The 24,128-nt window shown below is 42.2% G+C and carries 19 protein-coding genes and 1 pseudogene; 5 read left to right on the forward strand and 15 right to left on the reverse strand.

Features of this window, described 5'->3' with window-relative positions; all coding sequences use genetic code 11:
• Positions 1 to 213: 213 nt before the first annotated feature.
• Both NH462_RS19775 and NH462_RS19780 read right to left on the reverse strand, forming a co-directional pair.
• Positions 214 to 1,587: a hypothetical protein gene (locus NH462_RS19775; protein WP_253107424.1), complete on the reverse strand. Its 1,374-nt coding sequence runs from the start codon at positions 1,585 to 1,587 to the stop codon at positions 214 to 216.
• 69 nt (positions 1,588 to 1,656) lie between these two features.
• Complete coding sequence (locus NH462_RS19780; RefSeq protein ID WP_253107426.1) at positions 1,657 to 2,331, reverse strand: hypothetical protein; 675 nt, start codon at positions 2,329 to 2,331, stop codon at positions 1,657 to 1,659.
• Between the two features lie 320 nt (positions 2,332 to 2,651).
• On the opposite strand from NH462_RS19780, the pseudogene NH462_RS23080 reads away from it, so the two are divergent.
• Positions 2,652 to 2,844 (forward strand): annotated as a pseudogene (locus NH462_RS23080) (phage integrase N-terminal SAM-like domain-containing protein); the annotation flags it as partial.
• A gap of 154 nt (positions 2,845 to 2,998) precedes the next feature.
• On the opposite strand, the gene NH462_RS19790 reads toward NH462_RS23080, so the two are convergent.
• The 12 genes from NH462_RS19790 to tmk all read right to left on the reverse strand — a co-directional run bounded on the left by NH462_RS19790 (position 2,999) and on the right by tmk (position 18,597).
• On the reverse strand, positions 2,999 to 3,256 hold the full coding sequence (locus tag NH462_RS19790) for a hypothetical protein (protein WP_017217477.1): 258 nt from the start codon (positions 3,254 to 3,256) through the stop codon (positions 2,999 to 3,001).
• The gene (locus NH462_RS19795; protein ID WP_253107428.1) at positions 3,237 to 4,181 is read right to left on the reverse strand and encodes an ornithine cyclodeaminase family protein; all 945 of its coding nucleotides are present in this window, start codon (positions 4,179 to 4,181) and stop codon (positions 3,237 to 3,239) included. Before NH462_RS19795 ends, NH462_RS19790 begins: the two co-directional genes overlap by 20 nt.
• 9 nt (positions 4,182 to 4,190) lie before the next feature.
• Positions 4,191 to 5,279 carry a Xaa-Pro peptidase family protein gene (locus tag NH462_RS19800; protein WP_253107430.1) on the reverse strand — a complete coding sequence of 363 codons (1,089 nt, stop codon included), beginning with the start codon at positions 5,277 to 5,279 and terminating at the stop codon, positions 4,191 to 4,193.
• Entirely contained in the window at positions 5,276 to 6,274 is a 999-nt protein-coding gene (locus NH462_RS19805; RefSeq protein WP_253107438.1) for a proline racemase family protein, read from the reverse strand. Before NH462_RS19805 ends, NH462_RS19800 begins: the two co-directional genes overlap by 4 nt.
• A 95-nt stretch (positions 6,275 to 6,369) precedes the next feature.
• Positions 6,370 to 9,354: a TonB-dependent receptor gene (locus tag NH462_RS19810; protein WP_253107440.1), complete on the reverse strand. Its 2,985-nt coding sequence runs from the start codon at positions 9,352 to 9,354 to the stop codon at positions 6,370 to 6,372.
• 316 nt (positions 9,355 to 9,670) lie between these two features.
• A complete protein-coding gene (locus tag NH462_RS19815; protein ID WP_253107442.1) occupies positions 9,671 to 10,180 on the reverse strand; it encodes a YgjV family protein in 510 nt (169 codons plus the stop codon).
• Positions 10,181 to 10,238: 58 nt separating this feature from the next.
• Positions 10,239 to 13,931, reverse strand: coding sequence for an ATP-binding protein (locus tag NH462_RS19820; protein WP_253107444.1), 3,693 nt, complete (start codon positions 13,929 to 13,931; stop codon positions 10,239 to 10,241).
• A 152-nt stretch (positions 13,932 to 14,083) separates the two neighbouring features.
• Positions 14,084 to 15,922, reverse strand: coding sequence for an alkaline phosphatase D family protein (locus NH462_RS19825; RefSeq protein WP_253107447.1), 1,839 nt, complete (start codon positions 15,920 to 15,922; stop codon positions 14,084 to 14,086).
• Entirely contained in the window at positions 15,906 to 16,700 is a 795-nt protein-coding gene (locus NH462_RS19830; protein WP_253107456.1) for a YchF/TatD family DNA exonuclease, read from the reverse strand. Before NH462_RS19830 ends, NH462_RS19825 begins: the two co-directional genes overlap by 17 nt.
• Positions 16,701 to 16,707: 7 nt before the next feature.
• Positions 16,708 to 17,031 (reverse strand): PilZ domain-containing protein, encoded by a 324-nt coding sequence (locus tag NH462_RS19835; protein WP_017217485.1) that lies wholly within the window; start codon positions 17,029 to 17,031, stop codon positions 16,708 to 16,710.
• 11 nt (positions 17,032 to 17,042) lie between these two features.
• A complete protein-coding gene (gene holB, locus NH462_RS19840) occupies positions 17,043 to 17,951 on the reverse strand; it encodes a DNA polymerase III subunit delta' (RefSeq protein WP_253107458.1) in 909 nt (302 codons plus the stop codon).
• A complete protein-coding gene (gene tmk / locus NH462_RS19845) occupies positions 17,944 to 18,597 on the reverse strand; it encodes a dTMP kinase (protein WP_253107460.1) in 654 nt (217 codons plus the stop codon). Before tmk ends, holB begins: the two co-directional genes overlap by 8 nt.
• Positions 18,598 to 18,834: 237 nt before the next feature.
• On the opposite strand from tmk, the gene NH462_RS19850 reads away from it, so the two are divergent.
• The 3 genes from NH462_RS19850 to NH462_RS19860 all read left to right on the forward strand — a co-directional run bounded on the left by NH462_RS19850 (position 18,835) and on the right by NH462_RS19860 (position 22,835).
• Positions 18,835 to 20,022 (forward strand): extracellular solute-binding protein, encoded by a 1,188-nt coding sequence (locus NH462_RS19850; RefSeq protein WP_253107462.1) that lies wholly within the window; start codon positions 18,835 to 18,837, stop codon positions 20,020 to 20,022.
• Complete coding sequence (locus NH462_RS19855; RefSeq protein ID WP_253107464.1) at positions 19,997 to 22,147, forward strand: ATP-binding protein; 2,151 nt, start codon at positions 19,997 to 19,999, stop codon at positions 22,145 to 22,147. Before NH462_RS19850 ends, NH462_RS19855 begins: the two co-directional genes overlap by 26 nt.
• Positions 22,148 to 22,391: 244 nt before the next feature.
• The gene (locus NH462_RS19860; RefSeq protein ID WP_253107466.1) at positions 22,392 to 22,835 is read left to right on the forward strand and encodes a hypothetical protein; all 444 of its coding nucleotides are present in this window, start codon (positions 22,392 to 22,394) and stop codon (positions 22,833 to 22,835) included.
• A gap of 240 nt (positions 22,836 to 23,075) precedes the next feature.
• Here NH462_RS19860 and NH462_RS19865 read toward each other — a convergent pair whose 3' ends face one another.
• Positions 23,076 to 23,504, reverse strand: a complete 429-nt coding sequence (locus tag NH462_RS19865) for an organic hydroperoxide resistance protein (RefSeq protein ID WP_010372530.1) — start codon at positions 23,502 to 23,504, stop codon at positions 23,076 to 23,078.
• Positions 23,505 to 23,692: 188 nt separating this feature from the next.
• Here NH462_RS19865 and NH462_RS19870 point away from each other — a divergent pair, with 188 nt between their 5' ends.
• Entirely contained in the window at positions 23,693 to 24,124 is a 432-nt protein-coding gene (locus tag NH462_RS19870) for a MarR family transcriptional regulator (RefSeq protein WP_253107477.1), read from the forward strand.
• Positions 24,125 to 24,128: the final 4 nt, after the last annotated feature.

Consider the following 24,128-nt stretch of genomic DNA (forward strand, 5'->3'; position numbering starts at 1 on the left):
TAACAGATTACCGTGGGTGAATAATATCTATTAGATCACAGTAACCAACTCGATTCAAGGTTAAGAAACAGTCAATCCAAAACCAAGAATCCAGTACCTGAAAAGAGTAATTCTACAGCCTCAACGCTTGCCTAACAGGCGTAAAATAGCAGGCAAAAATCAGCGACGAAGGAGCGCAAGCCTGCTGATTTGCGTCCTTGGTTTAGGCACTTGTTATACCTCGCCGTTTTCTTCTTCGACCTTTTCTTCGACTTCTTCTTCAATTTTATCCACGGGTAAATTTGTAAATATTGAAAAATCAAAATCATCATCAAGTATTACTTTTGCGGCTTTCAAAATTTTCAAAGATTCTGTTCTCGCTTTATTTCGCCAGTAACACTGATTATTCCTATTCGTTCCATCTAAAAGTATTTTAAATTCTTCTTTATCGTACTTGTCGAGATTAGGAGCTATGTCTCGCTCAAAATATAAGTCAGCTCGTTCAAAATCAGCACTGTTGATGAAACATGCAATACCAAACCCTCTATAATCTTTTTCTAAACCAAACTCTTTACTAACCTCTTGTAATTTGGCTAGGTGTTTTTGATTTAGGAAATGACCATTATCGCCATATTTTTTATAATAATTATCTGAAATCCACTTAGTAAGAGCCTTTAAGTGTTCCTCTGGAGTTTCGTACATAAAAAAAGCTACGCCAAAGTATGATAAGTTTTTGAGGAGAACAGGTTTAATTAGCTCTTTGGCAGAGTCATCTAACGCGAGGTATAAATCTCGTTCTAAAGACATGAACTCTACCAACGCTTTAATTGTTTCCTGCTCCTCCGAGATACTCGAGTAATACTTGGTTTCATGTTTTACTGCTTCAATTATTGAGTTTCGCTCTTTATCGAAAATTAGCTTCAATGCTCTTAAGTTAATTTCCCTATTTTCTTTAGGCTTCTCATCTTCAGACTTGAAACAAAATTTCCAAAGTCCTCTGAAAATCTTTACTTTCACATCATTAGTAAGTGAGTTTAGGTATTTTGCATTGAGATATTTGGCAAATGCCACATCACTAGGAAACAGGTCTTTTATTTTCTCTAAGTCTACCAAAATGGTGGCCAGTATTTTTTGGGTTAAAAATGGCGGTTTGCTTAATACCGTCTCAATACTGTTACGAATATCACTTCTCACCATCTCCTCAGTAGGCTCAAATAATGTGTCTTCATCACTTATTACAGGGTGGGCTGACAAATGACGATGATCTTGAATCATCATTATTTTATGGTTTGAAGCAGTATCTAATAATTGAGTTCTTTCAAAAACTAACTTAATGAGCTCTTTTTCCCATTTTGGCGAGTAAGGATCAGCTTGTTGTAATTTTTCTATTTCTAAAAGAATCTTTTCTGCACTTGAATCTGAGTAGAGGTCTCTTAGCTCTTGTAACTTGAAAATAATATCGCAAACAACAACAGACCAAAGCATTACTGTAGCTGAACGATAACAGCCTGACGCATATGATTTATATACTTCATCAAAGTACTTTCTTGTTCTTCTGTCATAGATCTTGCTTTTTTGAGCATCTAAAGAGAACACCCTAACGTCCATATAATCTCCCAGAGGTATAACGCCGCTAGCAGAGGCGCGAGCTTGCGAGCGTCCTGCTGCCTGTTTTTGTTAGGCCATTTCAGCCATGTACTTTTCGGTGAGTATATTGTTGCTAACCCAACCACAAGATAGTTTTATTAAGACCTTAAGATCACTAATATCTTTGTTCTCCCACTTCCTTACGTAGTGGGTCTCGTCATTGCCAAGCCAAGCAGCCCGCTTGGCGCATGCTTTCAAATTTGTATCATCTACAAACTTATCAATTACCACGCCCAAAAATGATGATTTTATCGAATCCGTTTCATCAGGGTTCTTATGGATACAGTAGTCCTTGATTAAAAACTCTAAAGCCTTTCGGTAACCGACACCTGCAATTTCGTCTAATCCTGACGATTCAGCCGAGTTTGCTTGAGAATATATAGCCTCAAAGGATGGGGAAATATCTTTTACCTCTTGCTGTATTTCTGGAGGCCGAAAATTTAACGGTACAGATTTCTGAAACTTGAAATCTTTGACCATTTTATCGCCTTGTACAGTAGTTCGCTGGTATATCCCGATAAATAACCTTGAGCAATCATGGAGCGTACATTTAAACGCGACATCTATATATGTGCCTCGCGCATATTGATCACCACTTAACGTAGCGTTAACGAAACGAGGAGATACTGCATGATGACAATGTGGGCAGGTATCTGCATATTTATCTATTGGCAGACTTCCCATATCTGTAGTTATACTTGGCATGAGCTCTCCTTTGTGGCCTAACATTTTATTCGTGCGCATGCGCGTTTACCTCATTGGACCAGTGAAAACGCGCGCAGTTAACTATCAGTATGTAAAGAACTTATCAGCATTCTGCTAAATATACCATCTGGAAAAATGCGCATGCGCGTTTCCCAAACCTATTATCTCAAATCGCAGATAAATAACCTTTTGATAAACAATAATATTTTTAATTTATTCATGCGTAAACGCGCAAAAATTTTTTTCATTATTTCCCTTGATATCCGAGAATCTCAAATAACACTGTATACATATACAGCACCATAAAATAAGGAGTTATCATGAGTCTAAAAAGCCCATTTCTGAAAGGTCTTCAGGAGGAAATGCGTATGCGTGGTTACAGCATTAGAACAGAAAAAAACCTACCTATATTGGATTAAGGCATTCATTAACTTTCACCTCAAGCGTCACCCTGAAACAATGGGAACGGAAGAGGTTACACAATTTTTAACCTTCCTTGCCAACCAACGAAATTGGACAGAAACATGTTAGTACCGCAGCCCGCACCTGACCAATAGCTGAAATGTCAGAATTTATAGCGTTCTATATTTGTACTCTGTCAGGTCAAAAATTAGCGCTTATTCACTTAATTGTGTTCAATTGTGTTCACTTACTTGAATAAGTCACTTTACTCACTTGGATGATAATGGCGAATACCATTGTCATCCACCATGACGTAACAGCTATCGTGGTTTTGAAACGCTTTGTAAAACACCTCGTCATATAGGAGCTTTTCACTTTTCGTTTCGCCACCAACTCCTTGATAACTAACCAACATATGACATTCGTGACAAATAAGCGGATTCACCAAGCGCTTATCAGCAGCTTTGACTACTGCGGTTACTTCATACACTTTACCGTGCTCTTTATTTTTGAACCAAGTCATACACTAATTTCGCTCCAATTAAATCACTCAGTGCTGTTCCTACAGACTTAAACAAAGTAATTTCATTCTCGTTACTTCGACCTAGGTTATTTTTAGTCATTTCGCTAAGCTCTGCAACCACCTTATCTGGGCTAAATTTACCTTCACTGATCGGTAACAACAATTCGCCCGCCTCGTTCAATACATTGGCGCGACTATCTACAAAAACGCGACTCTTAGTTACCGTTGTGGTATCAATTTCTCGACAATCTTTATGGTGATTGCCAATGCAATCTATATGCGTACCATCGCTCAACCACTCTCCATTGAACAAAGGCGTATGACTGCCTGTTGCACAGCTGATCACATCTGCTGAAGCAATAACAGACGCGGTTGCCTCCTGATACAATGAAAATTCCACTCCCTGATGCTGCGAGGACAATAGATCCAGCAAAAGGCGTCCTTTTTCAGAATTACGTGCAACTATTGAAATTTTACTATAATTTCTAACACTTAAATGCGCATTAATCATGTAACTAGCTAAATTACCTGAGCCAAAGAAAACCAAATGTTTGGCATGCTTAGGTGCTAAATACTCCGCGGCTAACGCTGACACAGCAGAGGTTCTCCACAACGTTACTTCGGTGCCGTCCACAAGCGCGAGCGGCTCACCGAACTGCCTAGAAAACAGCATGATTTTTGAGTAAAGGCTGGCTTTATCGTGCTGGTTGTTATCAGGGAAATAGGTAAACGCCTTTACGCCAATCACATCGGCATTCCAAGCAGGTAAAACAGCAAAAGCGTCATGATTGCTGTGACTATTATCTAGCTCAAAAACTTGCCGTGTTGGTGTACCTGCTGGTTGCGCAAAACCCTGTTTAAGCGCCTGAATTAAGCTTGGGTAGTTGAGGCTATCCGCGACTTCTTGGCGAGTAATAATTTGCATCATCATTCCTTAGTTCGTAAGCTGAAATACTTGTGGTGCGTGGGTTAAGCATTCAAAACCATTTTCAGTCACCAGTACATCTTCTTCCAAGCGCACACCACCATAATTTGGAATGTAAATACCCGGCTCTATGGTTATGATATTGCCAGCTTCTAATTGGTGATCGACCCCAGGTTTAATAAACGGCTGCTCGTGTAGAAATAGCCCCACCCCGTGGCCAAGTCCCTCACCTGCGTATTGTGAAAAGTCACTATGACTCAACACATCGTGTGATGCGTTATTTAAATCTATGCAGTTAACGCCTGCTTTTATTAGCGCCAACGCAGCTCGCTGCGCATGTTGGACCGTGTCATAAATGGATTGTTGTTGCTTCGTCGGCTCCCCTAACACGTAACTTCGCGTCATATCAGAGCGATAGCCGCTTATCACCGCACCAAAGTCGATAAGTACTAAATCGCCTAGGTTAAGTTTTGTCTGTCCTGGGTTTCCATGCGGTAAGGAAGAACGTGCACCAAATAATAGGATTGTGTCAAAAGAGAGTCCTTCGGAGCCTAGCTTTTGCATCTGATACTCAAGCTCAATTGCCGCTTCTCGCTCAGTGATCCCTACTTTTAACAAAGGCAGTGTATGGGCAAGCGCCGAGTCAGCTATCTCGGCGGCGCGTTTAATACAGTTAATTTCATCACTATCTTTAACTTGTCTTAGTGATTCCACCCAAAGCGGCGCGGCAATAAGTGTGGTATTTTTTGCACTGATGTTTAATGAGACATAATCTGCGTGACTAATTTGATGCGCTTCAAATGCAAGCTGTCGCGGCCCATCCAATAATCTAAAAATACAATCAGGTAGCGTTTCTTTATCACGATTTCTTAAAATGACTTCGACTCCCACCGCTTCATTGCTAGCACGCTCAAAGTAACGATAATCAGTAATGAGTCGGTGTCGCCCATTTGAAGACATCAACAATGTTGCTGCATGACCGGTGAAGCCAGTTAAATATACAATATTCTCGTAGCCATAAATAATGATAGCGTCACTTTGGTGTTGTTGTAATTTATTGACTAAGCGTTGCTGTCTGGCTGCGTAATCTACATTCATCGTAGTAAAAATCCTCTTACTAATGGATCGTGGTCGTCTAAAATAAATTGGTGTCGGCCTGTAATATAGGCCGTGCCCGAAACTATTGGGATCAACGATTTACTGTCATCACTAAGTTGATAACAAACATCTAAGCCCAAGCCTAATATACCTTCAATAAAGATACGTTGGTTTGCGGCGAGCTCATCTCTGGCGGCAAGAATTGCAGCTCTACCACTGACCCCTGTCCCTGTTGGACTGCGATCTAATTCGCCATCGGCAAAAATGCACACATGCTTACTGTGAGCAGAGTCCGATTTTTGAGAATTGGAATAAAAAATCACACCATATAAAAATGCGAGGCGCGCATCGTCATACACTAAGCTAATCTGTGTTGCAATTTCTTGTTTAAGCGTTAAACCTAACTGCTGAATGTAAGCTGCATTTTCTGACGTAAGAGCTAAATCGATTTTATCAGCGTCAATATAGGCATAAAACGCACCACCAAATGCGATATCCACTGAGATTAAACCAAATTCAGATGTCTTCACTTGCTTATCAAGTGTCACCACCTCTGCTGGTACATTAGCAAATTCAGCTTGGCCGTCTCTTAGCCATGCAGTAATTAGCCCTGCAGGCGTATCTATCAACAACTGTTTCTTTGCGGGATTGTGCTGTAAAAATAGTGTAGCTAAAGCAATAATCGCATGACCACACATTGTTGAGTATCCTTCATTATGAAGAAATAACACGCCAAAATCGCTTTCTGGTAACTGCTTTTCAACGATAAGCGCACCATACATATCAGCATGACCCCTAGGCTCATACATCAGCGCGGTGCGATAGTGATCAAGATTTTCTACGCAGTACTGCCGTTTATCTAAAATAGTGTTGCCTTGAGGTTCAGGGAAACCATCGACAATCACCCGCAAAGGCTCTCCGGCGGTATGCATGTCAACCGTCTCTATTACTCTCGTGTGGCTCAGTATCTGTTCCAAATCTATTGTGAACGTCATCATACTCTCCGTTATGTGAAATAAGCCAAACACTTGGCTTGGCTTAAACCAAGAACTAGGTGCATAGCACCCAGTCTTGGCTATCACCAGGGAAACTAGAATGTAAACCTTGCAACCAACGACGCGTAACGCTCAGTTTGTCGTAACGTTGTAATGCCGTAGTCAGGGTTAACGATTAAGCCATTTGCACCATCTAAAGATCGCTGTTCATTGATCCCAAGCGCTTTATCACTGTTTAGTAAATTATAAATGGTGCCCTTGAGTAACAAGTCATGTCCCATGATATCGGTAGAGTAACTGAGTGATAAGTCTACCGTGGTTGCCCAAGGAAGATTATCAACGCTGCCGCGAGGAGCTGGATTGCCGTTTTCGTCATAATGCGAAACATGGCCGTAATATTTACTCACGCAAGCATCCCAAGGGTTACCAGGCGCACAGCTATCTACACCGACAGGGTGTTTTGAGAAATAGTTAGTCGGGCGACCTGATGACGTTCTTGCAACCAGCCCCAGAGTTAACTCATCTGTGATATCGTAAGAACCTGATACTTTTATTGAATGGCGATGGTCGTTCGGCAAATTACCATAGCCGTGATCCATCAGATCCGCGTAATCATAGGAAGTTGTCCAACCTGGATCGGCCTGATCGTTATCGGTTTTCACTAAACCTTCTGTATTACCATAGCTATGTGACCAAGTATAAGAAGAATTAATCCGTAACTTGTCGGTAATATTGCCTTCTAAGGTAAATTCAAGTGCCAGATATTTACGCACTGCTTGTTGCAGGGCAAGCTCTTCTGCACTAAGTGTCACTTCATCGACTTGGCCATCGCCATCAAAGTCATAACTCATGGTGATCGCTTCACCCGGGTTATTTAGCACATAGTAAGAACCCTGACCGACATTGTCTTGGATACCGAGTTCGGCCAATTTCTTCGCAAGCACTGGGCCTACATCTGTATCTTCAACACTGCGTCCAAGATCTCGATAAATCGCCCTAACTCCAAATGCCATATCGTCAAAAACGGTGGTCTGATACCCTAAGGTTAATTCATCAGAATACATCGGCTTAAGGGTGGACGAAGCTATCAAACCGGGCTCTGTAATTCCGCGTTGGCGCCAGCGTCTATCTCGAAGCATTTCCCCTCGACTTGGTGAACCATCACTCAATAAAACAGGATAACCATCACTGTCTACTTGATCTAGGTCGAAATACTCAAACCACTCTACTGAAGCCGAGCCTTGAGTGATGTTCATGTTGGCAGACACAGGTTGAAAGTATCGTCCGTAAGTAAAGAAAACTTTGGATTCGCCATCACCATTTAGGTCATAAATCGCTTGAAATCTAGGCGCAAGTTGGTTATCCATATCAACAAATGCTCTGCCGTCGGTAACGGTGTTTTCAAACTGACTATAACGCAGGCCCAGATTTAACACGAGTTGGTCGGTGACTTGCCAAGAATCATTCACGTAGAAAGCAAGCGAGTTAACCTCAGAGTCAACCGTCCGAGTCCTCACTCGGCGTTCAATATAATCTTGACCAAGTGCAGCACCGGAAATACTCCCTTCACCAGCGGTTTTAATTGTCCACCAACCTTCAGCATCACCAAGACCATTTTGACCTTCAAAATAATCTACTGTCACTTTGGTATAATCGACACCGAACAGAATGGAGTGGTAGTCCAAATCGATATTAAAATCTATTCTCGCTTGGTCACGGATAAATTCTTGCTCAGAAACACCGCTTGCCGTGTGGCTTGATAACGTTACCGTCCCTTCTCTTTCATCCCAAACTCCCGGTACGGTCGATGCGACAATGTTTTCTACATTTTCTGTGACTCGGCCAACTACCGCAGACACCGAGAAGAAGTCAGAAAAGTAGCCATTATAGTTGATGCTGTAAACCTTACCGCCATCTTCACCTGGAGCCGCTACACCTTGTTTATCACCAATCGCATCGCTTTCCCAATCATAGGCATAGGTTTGTCTCGTCCATTCTCTTTTGTTATTCATGGCTGAAAAACCGATTGAGTGGTCTTCATTGATGAACCAATCTAGTTTTGCAAACCAGCGGTCTTCATCTCGGCTTCTGTCATTGAAGGTCGTTTGTCCAGCCCAGCGATTAACCTCTCGTCGAGGCGCATACAGGCCATAGTAAAATAAGCTGTCTTCAATGAGTGCGCCACTCGCCCAGATTTGCAGTTCTTTGAACGAGTCATAATCTTGCTCAGTATTTATATTGATGGTGCCGTTATCTAAATAATTAGAGTCGTGATAACTATGGCTTGATGAAGGATCGACCCTCAATTCTGCGCCGAGGTTAAACTCGTTATCACCAGATTTAGAAATTGCATTAACGATCCCCCCTAGTGCACCACCAAATTCAGGGCTAATTCCCCCCGTTTTAATTTGGGTTTGCGAAATAGCTTCCCAAGGCAAGCGAATTGAGCCTAAACCCGTTTGAATACTCGTGACATTTAGGCCATTAAAGTAATAGCCATTTTCTGCTGACGAAGAACCGCCAAAGCTTGATGCACCACGAAACGAACTACCACCAGGTTCAGCGGTACCCGGTGCGAGTAACGCGATACTTTCAAAGCCGGTGTTTACTGGCATAACTTTAAGCTCTGCGTCTGTAAAGGTTACGCCAGCCGTTGACGAGGCCATATCAACACGTCGGATAGCCGTACCAGTGACCGCTATCCGCTCAATATCCTGTCCTTGTTGTAATAGTTGAGCGTCTAAAATCAGCGCCTGTCCAATATTAAGCTCAACATCCTCTTCAATAACGGTTTCAAATCCTGCTTTATTAATTGACACGCTGTAACGACCAACAGGCAGATTACGTAAAATGTATTCGCCCATGCCATTAGTTTGTACAGCAAACTTCAGCCCCTTAGTTTTATGTGTAAAGGTCAATTGAGCCTGCGATAACTCAAGACCTTGACCATTAACAATGCTCCCTTTCACAGTACTATTGCCATCTGCAGCAAATGCAGTAGTAGTCCCCAATGCTAAAGCAAGTGCTGATGCTGTGAGTGATTTACACAGTGTTTGCGCTGTTTTTTTGTTATTACGCATATTGTTGTCCTTTTGTTCCCATTGATTTGAGTGTTTTTTTGGTAACGAACAAACAATACACAATAGATATATTGTATACAATATTATTTATGCAATTATTACACAAATAGATATTAACATTATGATTTATATAAAGATTATTTATTATTTTTTTATTTCAGCGCGTTTTCGATACCACTTGTACTCAATGCGAATGGTTTGAAAAGTAGGTAGAGCCTCATCTAACCCAATGAATTATTTTATATATTTCTAATTTTATTAGTGTCTATACCAGTAAAATTGGATCCACTTCAACTCGGCTGCTAGCCAGAGCGTTTTACTCAGCCTTCAACTTACTCGTTTTACGTTTCATATAAATTCGCCCTAGCCCAATCAAATTACTCACCAAAAAAGTACTTTCTAGCACAATCGCCATGGGTGAGCCGACATAGCAATTATGTATCAGCCAGCACACTGTACCTAACATCATCACACACCGAAATGCCACCTGCTCGCGAATAAATGCGCCAAATGTCAATAAGACACTACCAAAAGCAGCATAAAGTTCGTAACTTGCATTTAAATGTACTAAAGGTGGCACTGTATTGAGTAGTAGAAACCCGATAAGCAAGCGCTTTGACTGTGACTTGATAAACACCAGATATCTGAGGCTCGCAACCGCCATAAGCAAAGCACCAGCCATAGCATCAAGTAGATAGAAGTGAATTGCAGTAAGTGCAGTCGACAAGCTTAGTGCCAATAACACCTGCTGGCGTTTCATAAATTGAAATGAGGCGAGATCGAGTAAAACAGCAACGGTAACCAAAACTTGAGATAATAAGAACATGACAAACTCCTAAAAGAAGCATTGTCACAGGCCGTTAGCTTGCAGTAATTCACCTAAGTTAATTTTCAGCCATTATTTTCTTGAAAGGTACTTTTATTGTAATTTCGACACCTTGTAATTTCGCCGTTTTACAGCGGATCTCCCCTTTTAAAAGTTGCGTTACCAAATTATAAACAATATGCATGCCTAATCCGCATCCGCCTTGATTACGTTTTGTGGTTACAAATGGCTCAAACAAGGTCTTTTGCATTGCTTCGTCCATGCCGACACCATTGTCGCGGTATACAATAGTCCAGTGGCTATCTGTCGCCTCAACTAACACGCTGACTGTGCCAGAGGCACTCCCCTCAAAGCCATGGATAACGGAATTGTTAAATAGGTTTGCCATTATTTGATAAACCGCGCCTGGATAGGTGGAAAGATTTACACCAGCATTCCCATCTATAGACAAATATACTTCTTTATTTTTAGCCAATGGTTTGAGTGAATCGAATACATCATTGATATATTCAAGCAGGTTAATATCACGCTCCGTCTCACTGGATTGATCGACTGCGACTTGCTTAAAGTTACTAATAAGGCTTTCTGCTCTTTGCAGATTGCGACTGATCAGCAGATAGCCTTCTTGCTGTGCATCGATGGAGGTGACCAAATCTTTTTGCTTAAGAGTTTTATTCTCAAGCTTTTCTACCAGCTCAGATAAACAGTCTTCATTATGCGAAAGTGCGGTGATAGCTATACCTAACGGGGTGTTGATTTCATGCGCAACACCCGCAACCACAACACCCAAAGAAGCCATTTTTTCACTTTCAATCAAGTCTTCTTGCGTTTGCTTTAACTCAAACATTGCTTGCTCAAGTTTCTGATTCTTTTTATATAGCTCATCGGTGCGCATCGCGACTTTTATCTCAAGTTGCTCGTTTAACGACTGCAAGGCTTGTTGATGTGCTTTCAAATCAGCAATATCTTTCAGTGCCCCCGCTATCCGCGTTGCTCTACCATTGTCATCTCGGGCCACCACCTTTCCTCTATCTAATACCCAGATCCACTCTCCTTGTTGATCTTTGACTCGAATAGACAGTTCATACACGTCTTCTCGTCCGTCGACACAGGATTGCAGACGCTCCTCAAGTAACACACAATCCTTTGGGTGTACAAACTGGTCAAGCTCATTGAGAATAAGTTTATCTTGGAGTTCACTAAAGTCGATCCTTGGATTCACGCTGTAGCGATAAATTTTACCCGACTCAACATGCCAGTCCCAAAGTTCGTCACCACTCGCCCACAACGACAACTCCAACCGCTCTTGTAGCGCAGACATTTTCTGATTATCCCGCACTACTTGTTGATAGCGCCGCTGTCTCGCTCGAACAAATGCAGCGATGATCAGCACAATGACTAAGGTGTAAAGGGTTTTCGAGTAGGCATTCCACCAAATTGGCGCGGCGATATAAATACTAAATTCATGAACGGGCGACTGCATATTAAAGCGATTTACGGTATAGGTTTCTACTCGATAGGTGCCGGGCTCAAGCTGGAGTAAGTTTATTTGCCGCGCTCCATTTGCAAGTTTTAACCATTTGTCGCTTAATCCTTTAATACGGTAATAAAAGTTCAGCTTCTCAGAACCAAAATCCAAGCTTGAATATTGTAGCGATATAATATTTTGGTCATAACGTAGCCGCAATGAACCCGCAAGCTCCGGTGCGACCGTGAGGATCCCATCGAGACTTGGCTTTAATGGCTCGCCTAGTAATTCGATTGTGGAGACCAAAATAGGTCGCGCGGTATTTGAAATTGATACATTCTGAGGAAAAAATTGATTAAAGCCTTTGGCTCCGCCCATAAAAATTCGGCCATCAGGGGCTTTCCACGCGGCATTGTAGTTAAACTCATGTGCCTGTACTCCATCAATGGGTAAAAAGTTATCAATGGCAAAATCCATTACATTGACGCGCGACAGCCCACCACTGGTGCCAAGCCACATGTATTCGTAGTCATCGTAAACCAGACCCCACACGGCTTGGTTTCCTAGTCCCTCTTGCTCACCAATAGTACGGACAACTTTCATTTGTTTATCAACTAAACTAATACCCGCTTCACTTGCAACCCAGATACGTTGCCATGGATCTTCATCTATCATAAAGACCAAATTCGACTTTAAGCCATCCTGTGTGGTGAGGTTATGAAGCTGACCTTTGTTAAACCTAAACAACCCCTCACCAATAGAACCAAACCATAGGTCCTGTCCGACCACTTTAAACGACGACACGTGTGAAGGCGCATCTGAACGATTTTCAAAAAACTGCACTAAGGTTTTCGACTCTTCGTCGTACCTCATAAGACCTAGCGTCCTTGAACTCACTAAGATCTGAGATTGATACTCAATGACATCATTAAAACTGAGTTCTGGGCCATTATCAGAGTCTGGCATCAAATGGCTGTATTCTCCTTGTGTTAAAGCGTATCTAACAACGCCATCTCCCCTTGTTGTTACCCACAAGGTGTCATCATAAATCTTTACTTGGGTGATAAAGCTTCCTTTGATTGCAGATAAACTCGGGAAAATTCGATGCGCTTCGATAAAGCTCGATTTTTGATAAATATATAAACCGGATGACGTACCTATCCAAAAACGCTCACTACTGTCTAATGCGAAATTCCTAACATCTGGATGTCCCAAAGGCGCGTGCGGAAAGTTTTGTTCACCAACATGGCCAAACGACTCGCTTAGTTGACTAAAAAAGTGCAGCCCTTGTGATTCCGTGCCAATCCACAAATCACCATTTCTATCTCGTTGAACACTCAGAACATTGTTGTCTTGTAGTCCGTCATATTGCTCTGCACGACGATACCAATGACGTTTGGTATTACCTTGCAGGTCTAAAATAAACACACCTGTATTGGAAGCGACGAGTATTTCATTCGCTCTGACTTTAATTTGATGAATGCTGAGGTTTACTTTCGCGCTGACCGACTTTTGCCATTGCACTTTATTGAACTGAGTGTCGAAACTAATGATTTTATCATCCGCGTCAACAACGAATATCCGTCCGTGGGAAAGCGACAGTGTTTTAAACTCACCTTCCAACAGAATATTGGCTCCGACTTTGTCTTTAGGCTGACTAACTAGGCCATCTGCGTTGAGGTAAACAAATGCATCCCTTGTTTCTTGGACTTCACGAACAAATTTACCGGTTAAATAGAGCTTTTCAGGCGTTAAAGTTTGATAGTTAACCCGGTAAGCGTCGCCTTCTTCTGTTGATACAGTGACTGATTCACCATAACAGGCCACTTTTTTCACTCTATCTGAGCTAACCGCCTCATTCTGCGCCGCTAAGATAGAGCGAAAGGTCCCCGCTTCAGTATCGTAAATGCTAAGCCCTGTACTTGTTCCAACCCAGATATATTTACCACTGTGGCATAGTGAGGTAATAAAGCCACCAGAGAGATGATGTTTGGAGTTCTGTTTTACTTCAAATTGAACAAAATCATGACCATCAAAACGATTTAGGCCTGACTGTGTGCCAACCCAAATGTACCCGAGTTGATCTTGCGTAATGGCAGTTATCGTGACCTGACTGAGGCCAGAATTATAGTCATAGCGTCGCATAACCTGCGCCGTATCGCTAAATTCGGGAAAACTGGCAGCACAAGGAAAGCTCGGTAATAACAATAGCGGCACCACACAAAACCATTTCAGTGTGCTGTATGGTACAACGAACAAATACATGCGCTTGAGTAGAGTCATATAGTCGAGATGTTAGCCCGCGTTATATTAACTATAGCAAAAGCGAAAAAGAGCATGTGTTTTTTGATGGGTTTAGCGCATCATGCAAGCATACATGCGCTACCGAGCTAAGCTACAAATAGCTAAAAACGGTGTATTCAGCCTTCGAGGATTTATAACTCAAAATGACTGTGGATCCCCGTGCCGTGTAGTAGCTCATACTTTTCTAGCAAGCCGTTTTCAAGCGTTACTAAGCTAATCGCAGAGTCTGACACCAAATAGCCATGTTTTTTTAGTGAAGAAGGATGCTTACTTACAGATAGCTGCCAACGTTTCGTAAAGAGATTCAGAGGACTATATTTGGCATACAAAATCGTGTCCATCTTATCTAAAATATTGATAAGCGGCTTTGGAAATTCATTTTTTATTCCTGATGCAGTTAACTGCCAAATGCGGTTATCATGACGACCAAAACGTGCCTGAACCGAAAAGCAAAATGAATAATGTACATCGCCGGAGAGTATAATTGTTTCTTTTGGTGTATCTGGACGCTTAAAAATTTCAATGAGCTTTTTCGCAGCCCCTTCATGTGCCATCCAATTTTCCACATCCACCATCAGTGGCTCACCACAGGTGTTAAATACAGCTTGTATGGTTTCGATTGCCTTTACCCCAAATACTGGCGCTGGGCTTACCATCAATACTGCACTGTGGTCGATAAGTGTGTCTTGCAGCTCCATCAACATTTCCCAGTCGAGTAAACCACTTGGTTCATTGAAATCCTGTTCATTACGCCAGCGATGTGTGCGAGTATCTAGCACCACCACTTTTGGAAACGTATCTAAACAATAGTGCCAGTGTGTGAATCGACGAACTAGTTTGTCAAACGCCGAAAAGTGCCATTCGTTGTCAATCAGGCTTGAATTAAAACCTGATGTCAGCGCCCCGCTATACTCAAACGCGTCATTGCCAATGCCTTGAAACAGCCAATAGCTAATGATGCCATTACTGATTATACGGCGACTCACTTTATGGTTTGCAATTGCCTGTTCCCATTTAGCCGTCAAGTTCCAATCATCGGTCACATCATGATCATCAAACATCATCAGAACGGGCACGTTCGCACACAACCGCTCAGCGCTAGGCAACGTTTCAACAAAGCCTTTGAGGGCGTCAAGTTCGGACTCAAATATTCGCCTAACTTTGTCGTTGCCACCATCATAATGAAGCGCATCAAAGTTAACCAACTGCCAAGCAAGATGAGAGAAGTTTAACAGGTAACAGGCGACAAACTCTTCGAAGAAAATTAGGTGATTAAAGGCCTTAACACTAGAAAAGTGCGGTTCATCCTTTCGAAACCAGTAGCCCGGTGAAAACTTTGAGCGCTCCTGCCATGGCGTCTTCGGTAGATATAAGTGACGATGGTAAAGCTGGGCTTGTTGATCAGCAGGTAAGTGCATTGGCAATTTGGTTTCTTTAAACAAACCTAGCCTTGCTATAAGTTGATGAATAGCCAACAACATGGCGCCGGCAACATCATCTGCATAGATCTGATCGCCAGAAAAAATACACAAGTCAGCACCTAACTCACCAAGCTCGCGCTGCTGCTCCTGCCACTGATCCGCAGTATGTAGACTGTCTTTAGCGTGATGATGCGGGTTACGGCATGAGCCATGTAATATTTGATTCAGTTTAGCAGGTATCGCAAAGCTAAGCTCTTCTCCGTAACGCAGGTAATCTGGCTTATACGCAGCGCCGTTAATGAGCACTTGATACTCAAGCAGCTGCGCTGTTGGCAGTGCCTCCTCGCTACATATCATCAAAAAATGCAAAAAGCAGGCTGCACCGAGCTGAAATGTCTCAACCTCACATCGACTTTGATGGGCCAATAGCGAAGCCGAGATGTCCACGGTTTCACAAGTAACAATCTGAATACAAATTTTATTCTGCTCAGCTCGGCGAACCAGCGGGCCCATCAACACCTGAGGTAGCTGATTAAGTTGTGCTACCATCTTGGCGTTTCACCAAATTAAATAAAGAGTAAAAGTTATTCGTGGTTTGCTCTGCAAGCGCTTTGTAGCTCACTCCTTTTAAGTCAGCAATATAATATGCAACGTCTTGTACATACGCAGGCTGGTTAGTTTTGCCACGATGCGGTACAGGCGCAAGATAAGGTGAGTCGGTTTCAATCAGCAATCGGTCCATAGGGATTTGCTTAACGACTTCTTGAAGCGCGGTCGCATTTTTAAACGTCACAATACCTGAGATTGAAATGTAAAAACCAAGGTCTAGTGCCTGCTTTGCCATCGGCCAATCTTCAGTAAAACAGTGCAGCACGCCACCGCAATTTTGCGCATTGTGGGCACGCATGATGTCTATCGTGTCCGCTTTTGCATCGCGAGTATGAATGATCAGTGGTTTTTGTAGCTGATTAGCCACATCTATGTGTCCAGCAAAGCTTTCTTGCTGTACCTGATGCGTATCTTTTGAATAATAATAATCTAATCCAGTTTCACCAATAGCAACGACTTTATCATTACTCGCCAGTTGTATTAGCCTTTCAACATCCAATTTATCTTTTTGATCCAGTGGATGTACCCCACAAGATGCAGAAACATCATCAAAATGGGCTATTTTTTCTAACATGGATGGAAATTGGTCTAGCGTCACGCTAACGCATAAAAAGTGTTCTACTTGTTTTTGTCTCGCGTTGCTGAGTACTTCTTCAAGGCTTAGGCCTAACTTTTCAAAATCGAGTCTATCTAAATGACAGTGAGAGTCTACAATCATACTGGCTCTACATGGTGTAAGTTGGTTTATCTGAATGCAAAGTTGCACCCAAAAGCTTATTTATTTTATCGTTAAGAGCTGGCGCGTCAACAAACGCAACGCCAACCCCAGGTGGATTAGAATTTTGCGCGCCTTGCGGTGTTAACCAAGCAACGACCACGTCAACTTCGTCCGCTTCTAAGGCGTCAGGCAAGGTAACTCTGAGCTTTAATTCTTGCCCCATATCAAAATGGGCGTTGGACTTGATAAATATGCCACCGGATTTCAGAAATGGCATATAACAACGATATAGCTCATCTAAATCTTCAAAATCCGCAAGTAACTCTTGCATGCACCACCTCTTTATAGCTGTTTTTGTAAGGCAAAAAGTAAATTAGAAATGCTAAGGTTTTGATTTAACCCTAACACATTTTTCTGTTCGTACATAAACCGATGTACTAAGCTCACTAAGTCTTGATACTGGGTAAAACTCAAACCACTCCCTTGTGTCATCACCCCTTTTAGACGGTTGAGCAAAAAACGGGCGAATACATCGCCCATTGCGCTGTGCTTTAATAAAATCTTTTCAACCGTTTGCGCACTCTCTACTGTTAATTGATTCGCCGCGTGATAAAGCGCAGTCACATCATCAAGTGCACCTTCATGTTGCCACGCTTCGATAATAAATGGCTGTAGAGAAAATTCATCAAACCAAGGGAAATCACAAGCGACATTTTTAGCAGCCAGCCACTGCGCAGCCTCTGCTTGATTGGGCGAGTGAATCGACACTTTATTACAACGGCTCAAAATAGTGGCTGGTAATTTACTGTCATCATCGCTGGTAACGACCAAATAACGATTAGCATTTGGCTCTTCAAGTGTTTTTAACAGCGCATTAGCGGCTGAATGGGTCATCAAATGCGCGTGTTCAATCAACGCGACTTTATTGCCACCTTGCTGCGCTGAATGGTTCAAGAAATGCGTAATCTCTCGAATTTCGTCCACCCCGATTGATTTTCCCTCAGGTACTACACTCAGTCTATCTGGGTGATTACCAGCTAAATTCAAGTTACACGGCTTACATTGCCCACAGGCAGTGAGATTTTGTGGATGTGAGCATAAAAGTGCATCTGCCAAGTGCGCCGCAAGCAGAGACTTTCCTACGCCTTTTTTACCCGATAACAACTGAGCATGGTGCAAACGACCATTTTGCTGTGCCCGAGCAAGATAACTCAAAGCGCCGCTGTGCCAACTTGGAAGCAAATTATTCATTGCCATCCACTGTAAGGTGTTTGGCTATCAAGCTATCAAGCAGTTCAATACTTTGCTCAAGTACTTGTGCTTTAGTTTGACTGGCATCAATCACAGTAAATCGTTCAGGGTCATTCTTCGCTTGAACGAGATAACCCTCACGTGCGCGCTGCAAAAATTGTTGCTTTTCATCCTCGAGTCTATCTAGCCCCTCACCTCGCGATTTGACTCGCTTTAAGCCCTCTTCAGGGTCCAAGTCCAAAATCAAATTCATGTCTGGACGAAAACCGCCGAGCGCAAGCTGATTAATGGTCGTGATGGTGGCAAGATCTAGCCCTCTTGCATAATGTTGAAAACTAAATGTTGCAGCGTCAAATCGATCGGAAATAACTACTTTGCCTTGCTCAAGTGCTGGAATAATTTTTTCACGAACGTGCTGAGCACGCGCGGCCCCAAACAACATAAGCTCCGTCATGTCTGCCATTTCGGGGGTTGAGGGATCTAGAATGATTTCTCTGATCTTCTCTGAGATCTCTGTTCCACCGGGTTCACGAGTCATCACAACTTCAATACCGCGTTGTTTTAAATGCGCTTCCAATCCGGCAATAACCGTCGTTTTTCCAGCGCCATTGCTGCCATCGCAGACCAGCATAAACCCTTTTTTCATAGCAAGGACGTACTCATCATTCTTATTTAGCTATTATTTTATCGTGTTTTCGTGAATTATTCACGACTGAAATAGAATTGAGTTGTCTAGTAAATTGAATTTGTCATTCTGAAAAGAATTTAAAACAGAAAAATTTGGTCTACAATAACAAGCACATCCGATTAGTTTTATGTAAGAAATGCCTAATGCCGAGCAACATTAACATGCCTTTTAGGCCCGTAAAGGAAGCGTATTGATATGTTGGGTAAAATGCTTTGCTTGGTGTTCATGTTACTTCTTCTGGTTTATAGCCCAGTCAATGCACGCGCAAGTGAACCGCCAGAGATAGATGTCGCGGTAGGACTTGAAAACTTTGATTTTCAGCCATTATTTGAAGAGTTCACTGAAAAAACGGGTATTAAAGTTAACATTCTTGCCTTTAACAACAATCAGTTGAAAAGTGAGTTATTGTTGTATGCAGATGCCCTGCAGTTACCAGATGCCGTGATTATTCCCAGCGATTATATGGGATTGACTGAACTGCAATTTTCTCAGGTGCCAAAGTCTTGGTTAAGCAAAAAGCTCACACAAAAAGTCATCGAGAACAGTAAGGTCAATGGTGAGCTTAAGGGCGTACCAATTATGTACGGTAACCATCTTGTACTCTACTTTAACCGTGCACTTGCGCCACACCCTATTACCGACTTACAAACCTACGCACAGCAAGCGGTAGCAGACAAACCTACGCTCGGCTGGAATTTTTATGAAATGTATTGGTTTGTGACCTTTGCAAACGCCCTTCAGCCTAATCTCATTCAGGCCGGCGCGCCACAGCTTGACACCAAAGCGATGCGCCTCGCAATTTCCAATTATCAATCACTACTCAACAGCGGGATCATAGACGCTGACTGTGTATACCAATGCTTAATGAATCGCTTTAAGACCGGCAAGCTTGATTATTTTGTGAATGGAATTTGGGCATATCGTCAACTTAAAGACAAGCTTAAAGACGACCTAGCCATCGCGCCTTTACCAAGGTGGGGTAATCATCAGCTGATGTCTCTAGCATCGTCTCATGTACTGGCTTTTCCTGCCAATGGCATAGAATCGAAAAAAGGTCCGCATTTAAAGCAGCTTGTTGACTTTATGCAAAGCCAGAAGGTACAAGATAAACTATGGGATGAGCTCAATGCGCTGCCAGCAAACGGCGATAGCTTAGCTGAACTTACAAAACGCGGCGACAAAGCACTGTCTCAACTGATTGCCTCTTTGCAAGAAACCTATCCACAACCGAATGAACCTATTATGGCCTATATTTGGGAAGCCATGTTAAAGGGACTAACACGCTATCTAGGTGGTGTGTATAGTGTCGAAGAAACGACGCAATATATGCAATTTATCGTCACAAAGTCGGGACAGAATGAAAGCAAATCGCAGCATCGTTGATGAAATAAAAAGAAAAATTACGGCATTATTCTCTCTCTTCCTCGTTGTACTGGTTGCGATGGTTGGCTTTTCCCTGATGCAACAAAAAGCAACCTTAGAGCAAGAAGACGTTAAACGCACTGGCGCAAGCCTTATCAGCGATTTTAAAGCGCAAGTCAATGAGCTTATCTATCAAGTTGCACCATTAAGTGAAGACCATATTTTATCTACCTTACCGAGTGATTTACTGTTTACTCAATACGCGGTTAAGGCGCTAACTAACTTAGTCGACAATACCGACATGGTAAAATCTGCGTTTATCAACGATGGCTCCGTCTTTACCGTAGAGGGATATCCGTTTGACACCCTACGTTGGGACAATTCGGTATTTAGCGAGCATGCTCACAAGGTCCTCTCGCAACAGCGGCGCACTTTAAAAATCGACAAACTTGTTGTCCCCGTTGAAAGCATTGAAAAAAAACCGTCTGATCAGGCCAAGTTGTTTCTCGCCATTCCCCTTAGACAAAAATTATCATCGTTAATGCGTCCCTATAAATATACAGGTGTACTTTTCCTCGAAGTCGATCTTGAACCATTTTTAGATTCCAATCAGGGAAAAGGTTCTATCTGGCTCACCAGTCGAGACCTTGTGCTTGAGGGAACACATTACTCAAATGCTACTGAAGGTGTGTACCGCAGCCCTATTTATTCACTAAAAGACGATTTTGTAGAACTTGATTTACAGCTACAACGAGAAGCCGAAGTATACAGTAACGACATTTTACGCGCGGTGTTATACATAGTGCTTATTGGGTTGATGCTAGTGGTATTACTCACTTGGTATTTACGCCGATTAGCAAAACGGTTGACCAATCCGATGCAAGCACTTGAACGCCATTGTGAACGACTGAAACGAGGACATTACGTTTCTGCGAAAAGCGAATTTGAATTTAGAGAATTAAGAACACTTCAAGTGACCCTTAACCAACTTGCGAAACAAATCAAAGAGCAGATTAGCTCTCTTGAAAGTGAAAAAGTGAAAGCACAGAGTTCAGAGCGAGCAAAAAGTCACTTTTTGGCGAACATGAGCCATGAATTAAGAACGCCACTTAACGGTATTTATGGTGTATTTCAGTTAATGAAGCACCATAGAAATGCAGCAGACTCCAAAGAACTCATTGCACAAGGCATGACATCCACAGAAACATTACTTAGCTTACTCAATGATTTACTTGATTTCTCTAAAATTGAAGCTGGTGAATTAAAGATGGAATCAGCAGCGGTGGATATCAAAAGTATTGTCACTGAAGTAAAACAAGAGTTTGTCCATACTGCCAGTGCTAAGCAAATCGACCTGATTATTCATACTGAGGAACTCGCTAACCCCTATCGACTTGGTGATTCGCTGCGTTTAAAGCAGATACTGAGAAATTTGATATCCAATGCCGTTAAATTTACCAGTGACGGCTCTGTAACCGTTATACTCCAAGATGGCGGTAAACATCTCTCCATCCGTGTAATAGATACGGGCGCCGGTATTTCCGAAGTCGCGCTCAAGAAGCTATTTAATCGTTTTCAACAGGCGGACTCATCTACCACCAGAAAGTATGGAGGAACCGGTCTTGGACTCGCAATTGTAAAACAACTTGCTGAGTTAATGGACGGCCGTGTTACGGTGACGAGTCAAGAAGGTATCGGCAGTGAGTTTACAGTTGAACTCGTACTCGATATTTGCGACGCACCAGAACAATCAATCATGCAAGACTTGCAGGCTATACCTGCCTTGAAGGATAAAAACCTGCTGCTTGCTGAAGATAACCCACTTAATCAAAAAATATTTAGTGCCATGATTAAACCAACTGAAGCGAATCTTGTCATAGCTCAGGATGGTGAAGAAGCGATTGCGCTTTATCACGAATTGAAACCTGATATCTTTTTTGTAGATATTCAGATGCCAAAAAAAGATGGCCTAAAAGTGTGTTTAGAAGTCAGAGAACAAGATAAAACAACCCCGCTTGTTGCCGTCACAGCCAACGTGATGTCAGGTGATTTAGAAAATTATCAGCAACTTGGGTTTGATAATTGCGTCGCAAAACCGATAGATATGAAAAAACTTTATGAAGTGATAAATACGATTGTGAGTTAACGGTCAATTTCGTCCCATTTTATGTGGCTAGATGTAATAAGCTAAATTGAAGAAAGTTCACTTAAGTTACAATTGAATAACATAGTGAAATTCTTATAATCTTAGCCTGAAAGCAGACATTCACCTCAGGTAAACTTCTTCTCGTGCAACATTCAATTAGCATTCAAGCCTTTATACCATCAGCATTTTTACCTGCACTCGTTGCATAGTTTCATCGAGTGTAATTTCAAAGGAGTCAAAAGGAATGACAACCATTGTCTATAACGCAAAAACAGCAGAAATAGCCTGTGATAGTAGAACCACTACCGACAAGATCATCGTTACCGATAACGCCCAAAAGTGGTTTGATTATCATGGTTGGAGAGTGTTTTGCACCGGGCAAACATGCGATATATACAATTTGCAGCACAACTTTTCAAATAATCAGTTTGATACAATTGAGAGTTTGGAATTCATAAAATACCACCCCAAAAAAGGCGTTTGGTATGGTTGTGTAAAAAGGGGAACCTATAAATCTGAACCCTTAGCGCAATCTTATGCCATCGGCTCAGGCCAACAAGCGGCAATGTTTGGTTTACTCAATGGCTATAATACGGTGGAAATCGTTGAGCAAGTTAAACGTGTTGATTTTAGAACGGGTGGTGATATTCACTGCTTTAAAGTTACCGACCCGTTAGAACACACATAAGCCAGCGTCACAATACGCTGGCTTTGGGTCGCTTGAGTGAGTTAACCTGAGCTTCGGATAATTAATGCCTTTCTAGCAGCCAGTTTTAACGCTAACTGCGTTGAATTCACTTCCAATAGCTAGCTATTGGTACGTAAATTCGCCTTGTTATCCTCAAAACTCACTGGCTAGGTAAGAAGATAGTTTAAGGTGATTAAAAAACAGTTAGTTAGTTCATTCCTTATCCAAACCTCAGGTTAGTTAAATAACTGAAAGCTCAACCGCGATATTGCCACGAGTAGCATTTGAATATGGGCAAACTTCGTGAGCTTTCTCAACGAGTGACTGCGCCGTGTCTTTGTCCAAGTCGCCAACCGATACCGCCAATTTCACCGCAATCCCGAAGCCACCTTCAATTGGCCCAATAGACACTTCAGAGTTAATATGTGTATCTTCTGGCAACTTCACCTTTGCTTTGCCTGCCACCAATTTTAATGCGCCAATAAAACACGCCGCATAACCTGCTGCAAACAATTGCTCTGGATTCGTCCCTTGCCCGTCATCACCACCTAAGCCTTTTGGTGTCGAAAGTGCAACATCAAGACGACCATCATCAGACTTTGCCATACCTTCTCGGCCACCTGTGGCAGTTGCTTTCGCCGTATATGCAATACTTTGTAGTTCTTTCATTTCGTTCTCCTAAGTTTGTGCTTGTAGAGTACTCACCTACACCCTAACGCAGCGAGGCTTTACTCTAGATGAAGTAAAATCAATTAAACATTTATTTTGCACACAAAATAATAAGATCAAATTTTTAGAATTGCAAATACTTTGTGTACAAATTAAAATATAGCTTAGCTACTTTGCAGGAATATGTGATGAACTACCCACAACTAAAACTAGACGCTCAAATCTGCCACCGCCTCTACATGGCTTCCAATGGTATTGCCCGTACTTACCGAGCATCTTTACAAAAGCTCGACTTAACCTACCCTCAATATGTGGTGATGATGGCACTTTGGGAGAAAGATGAAATCAGCATTGCTGAGTTACTAGAGAAAACCGCCATCGATGGCGGTGCTATGACGCAAATCTTAAAGAAAATGACTGACAAAGCCCTGCTCTCAATCGTTAAAGACGAAAAAGATAAGCGCAAACGAGTGGTAAAACTACAAAGTAAGGGGCATGATCTGCAACATCAAGCTGCCACAATTCCCGAGCAGATCCGCTGTAAGTTTCCAAGTATCGACGAGCAAAAAGCACAAGCACTTATTGAATTACTAGATTCGATCAATGGTGATTTGGATTAAAGTA

The sequence above is a fragment of the Pseudoalteromonas sp. OANN1 genome, from assembly GCF_024124685.1.
Lineage (GTDB): Bacteria > Pseudomonadota > Gammaproteobacteria > Enterobacterales > Alteromonadaceae > Pseudoalteromonas > Pseudoalteromonas piscicida.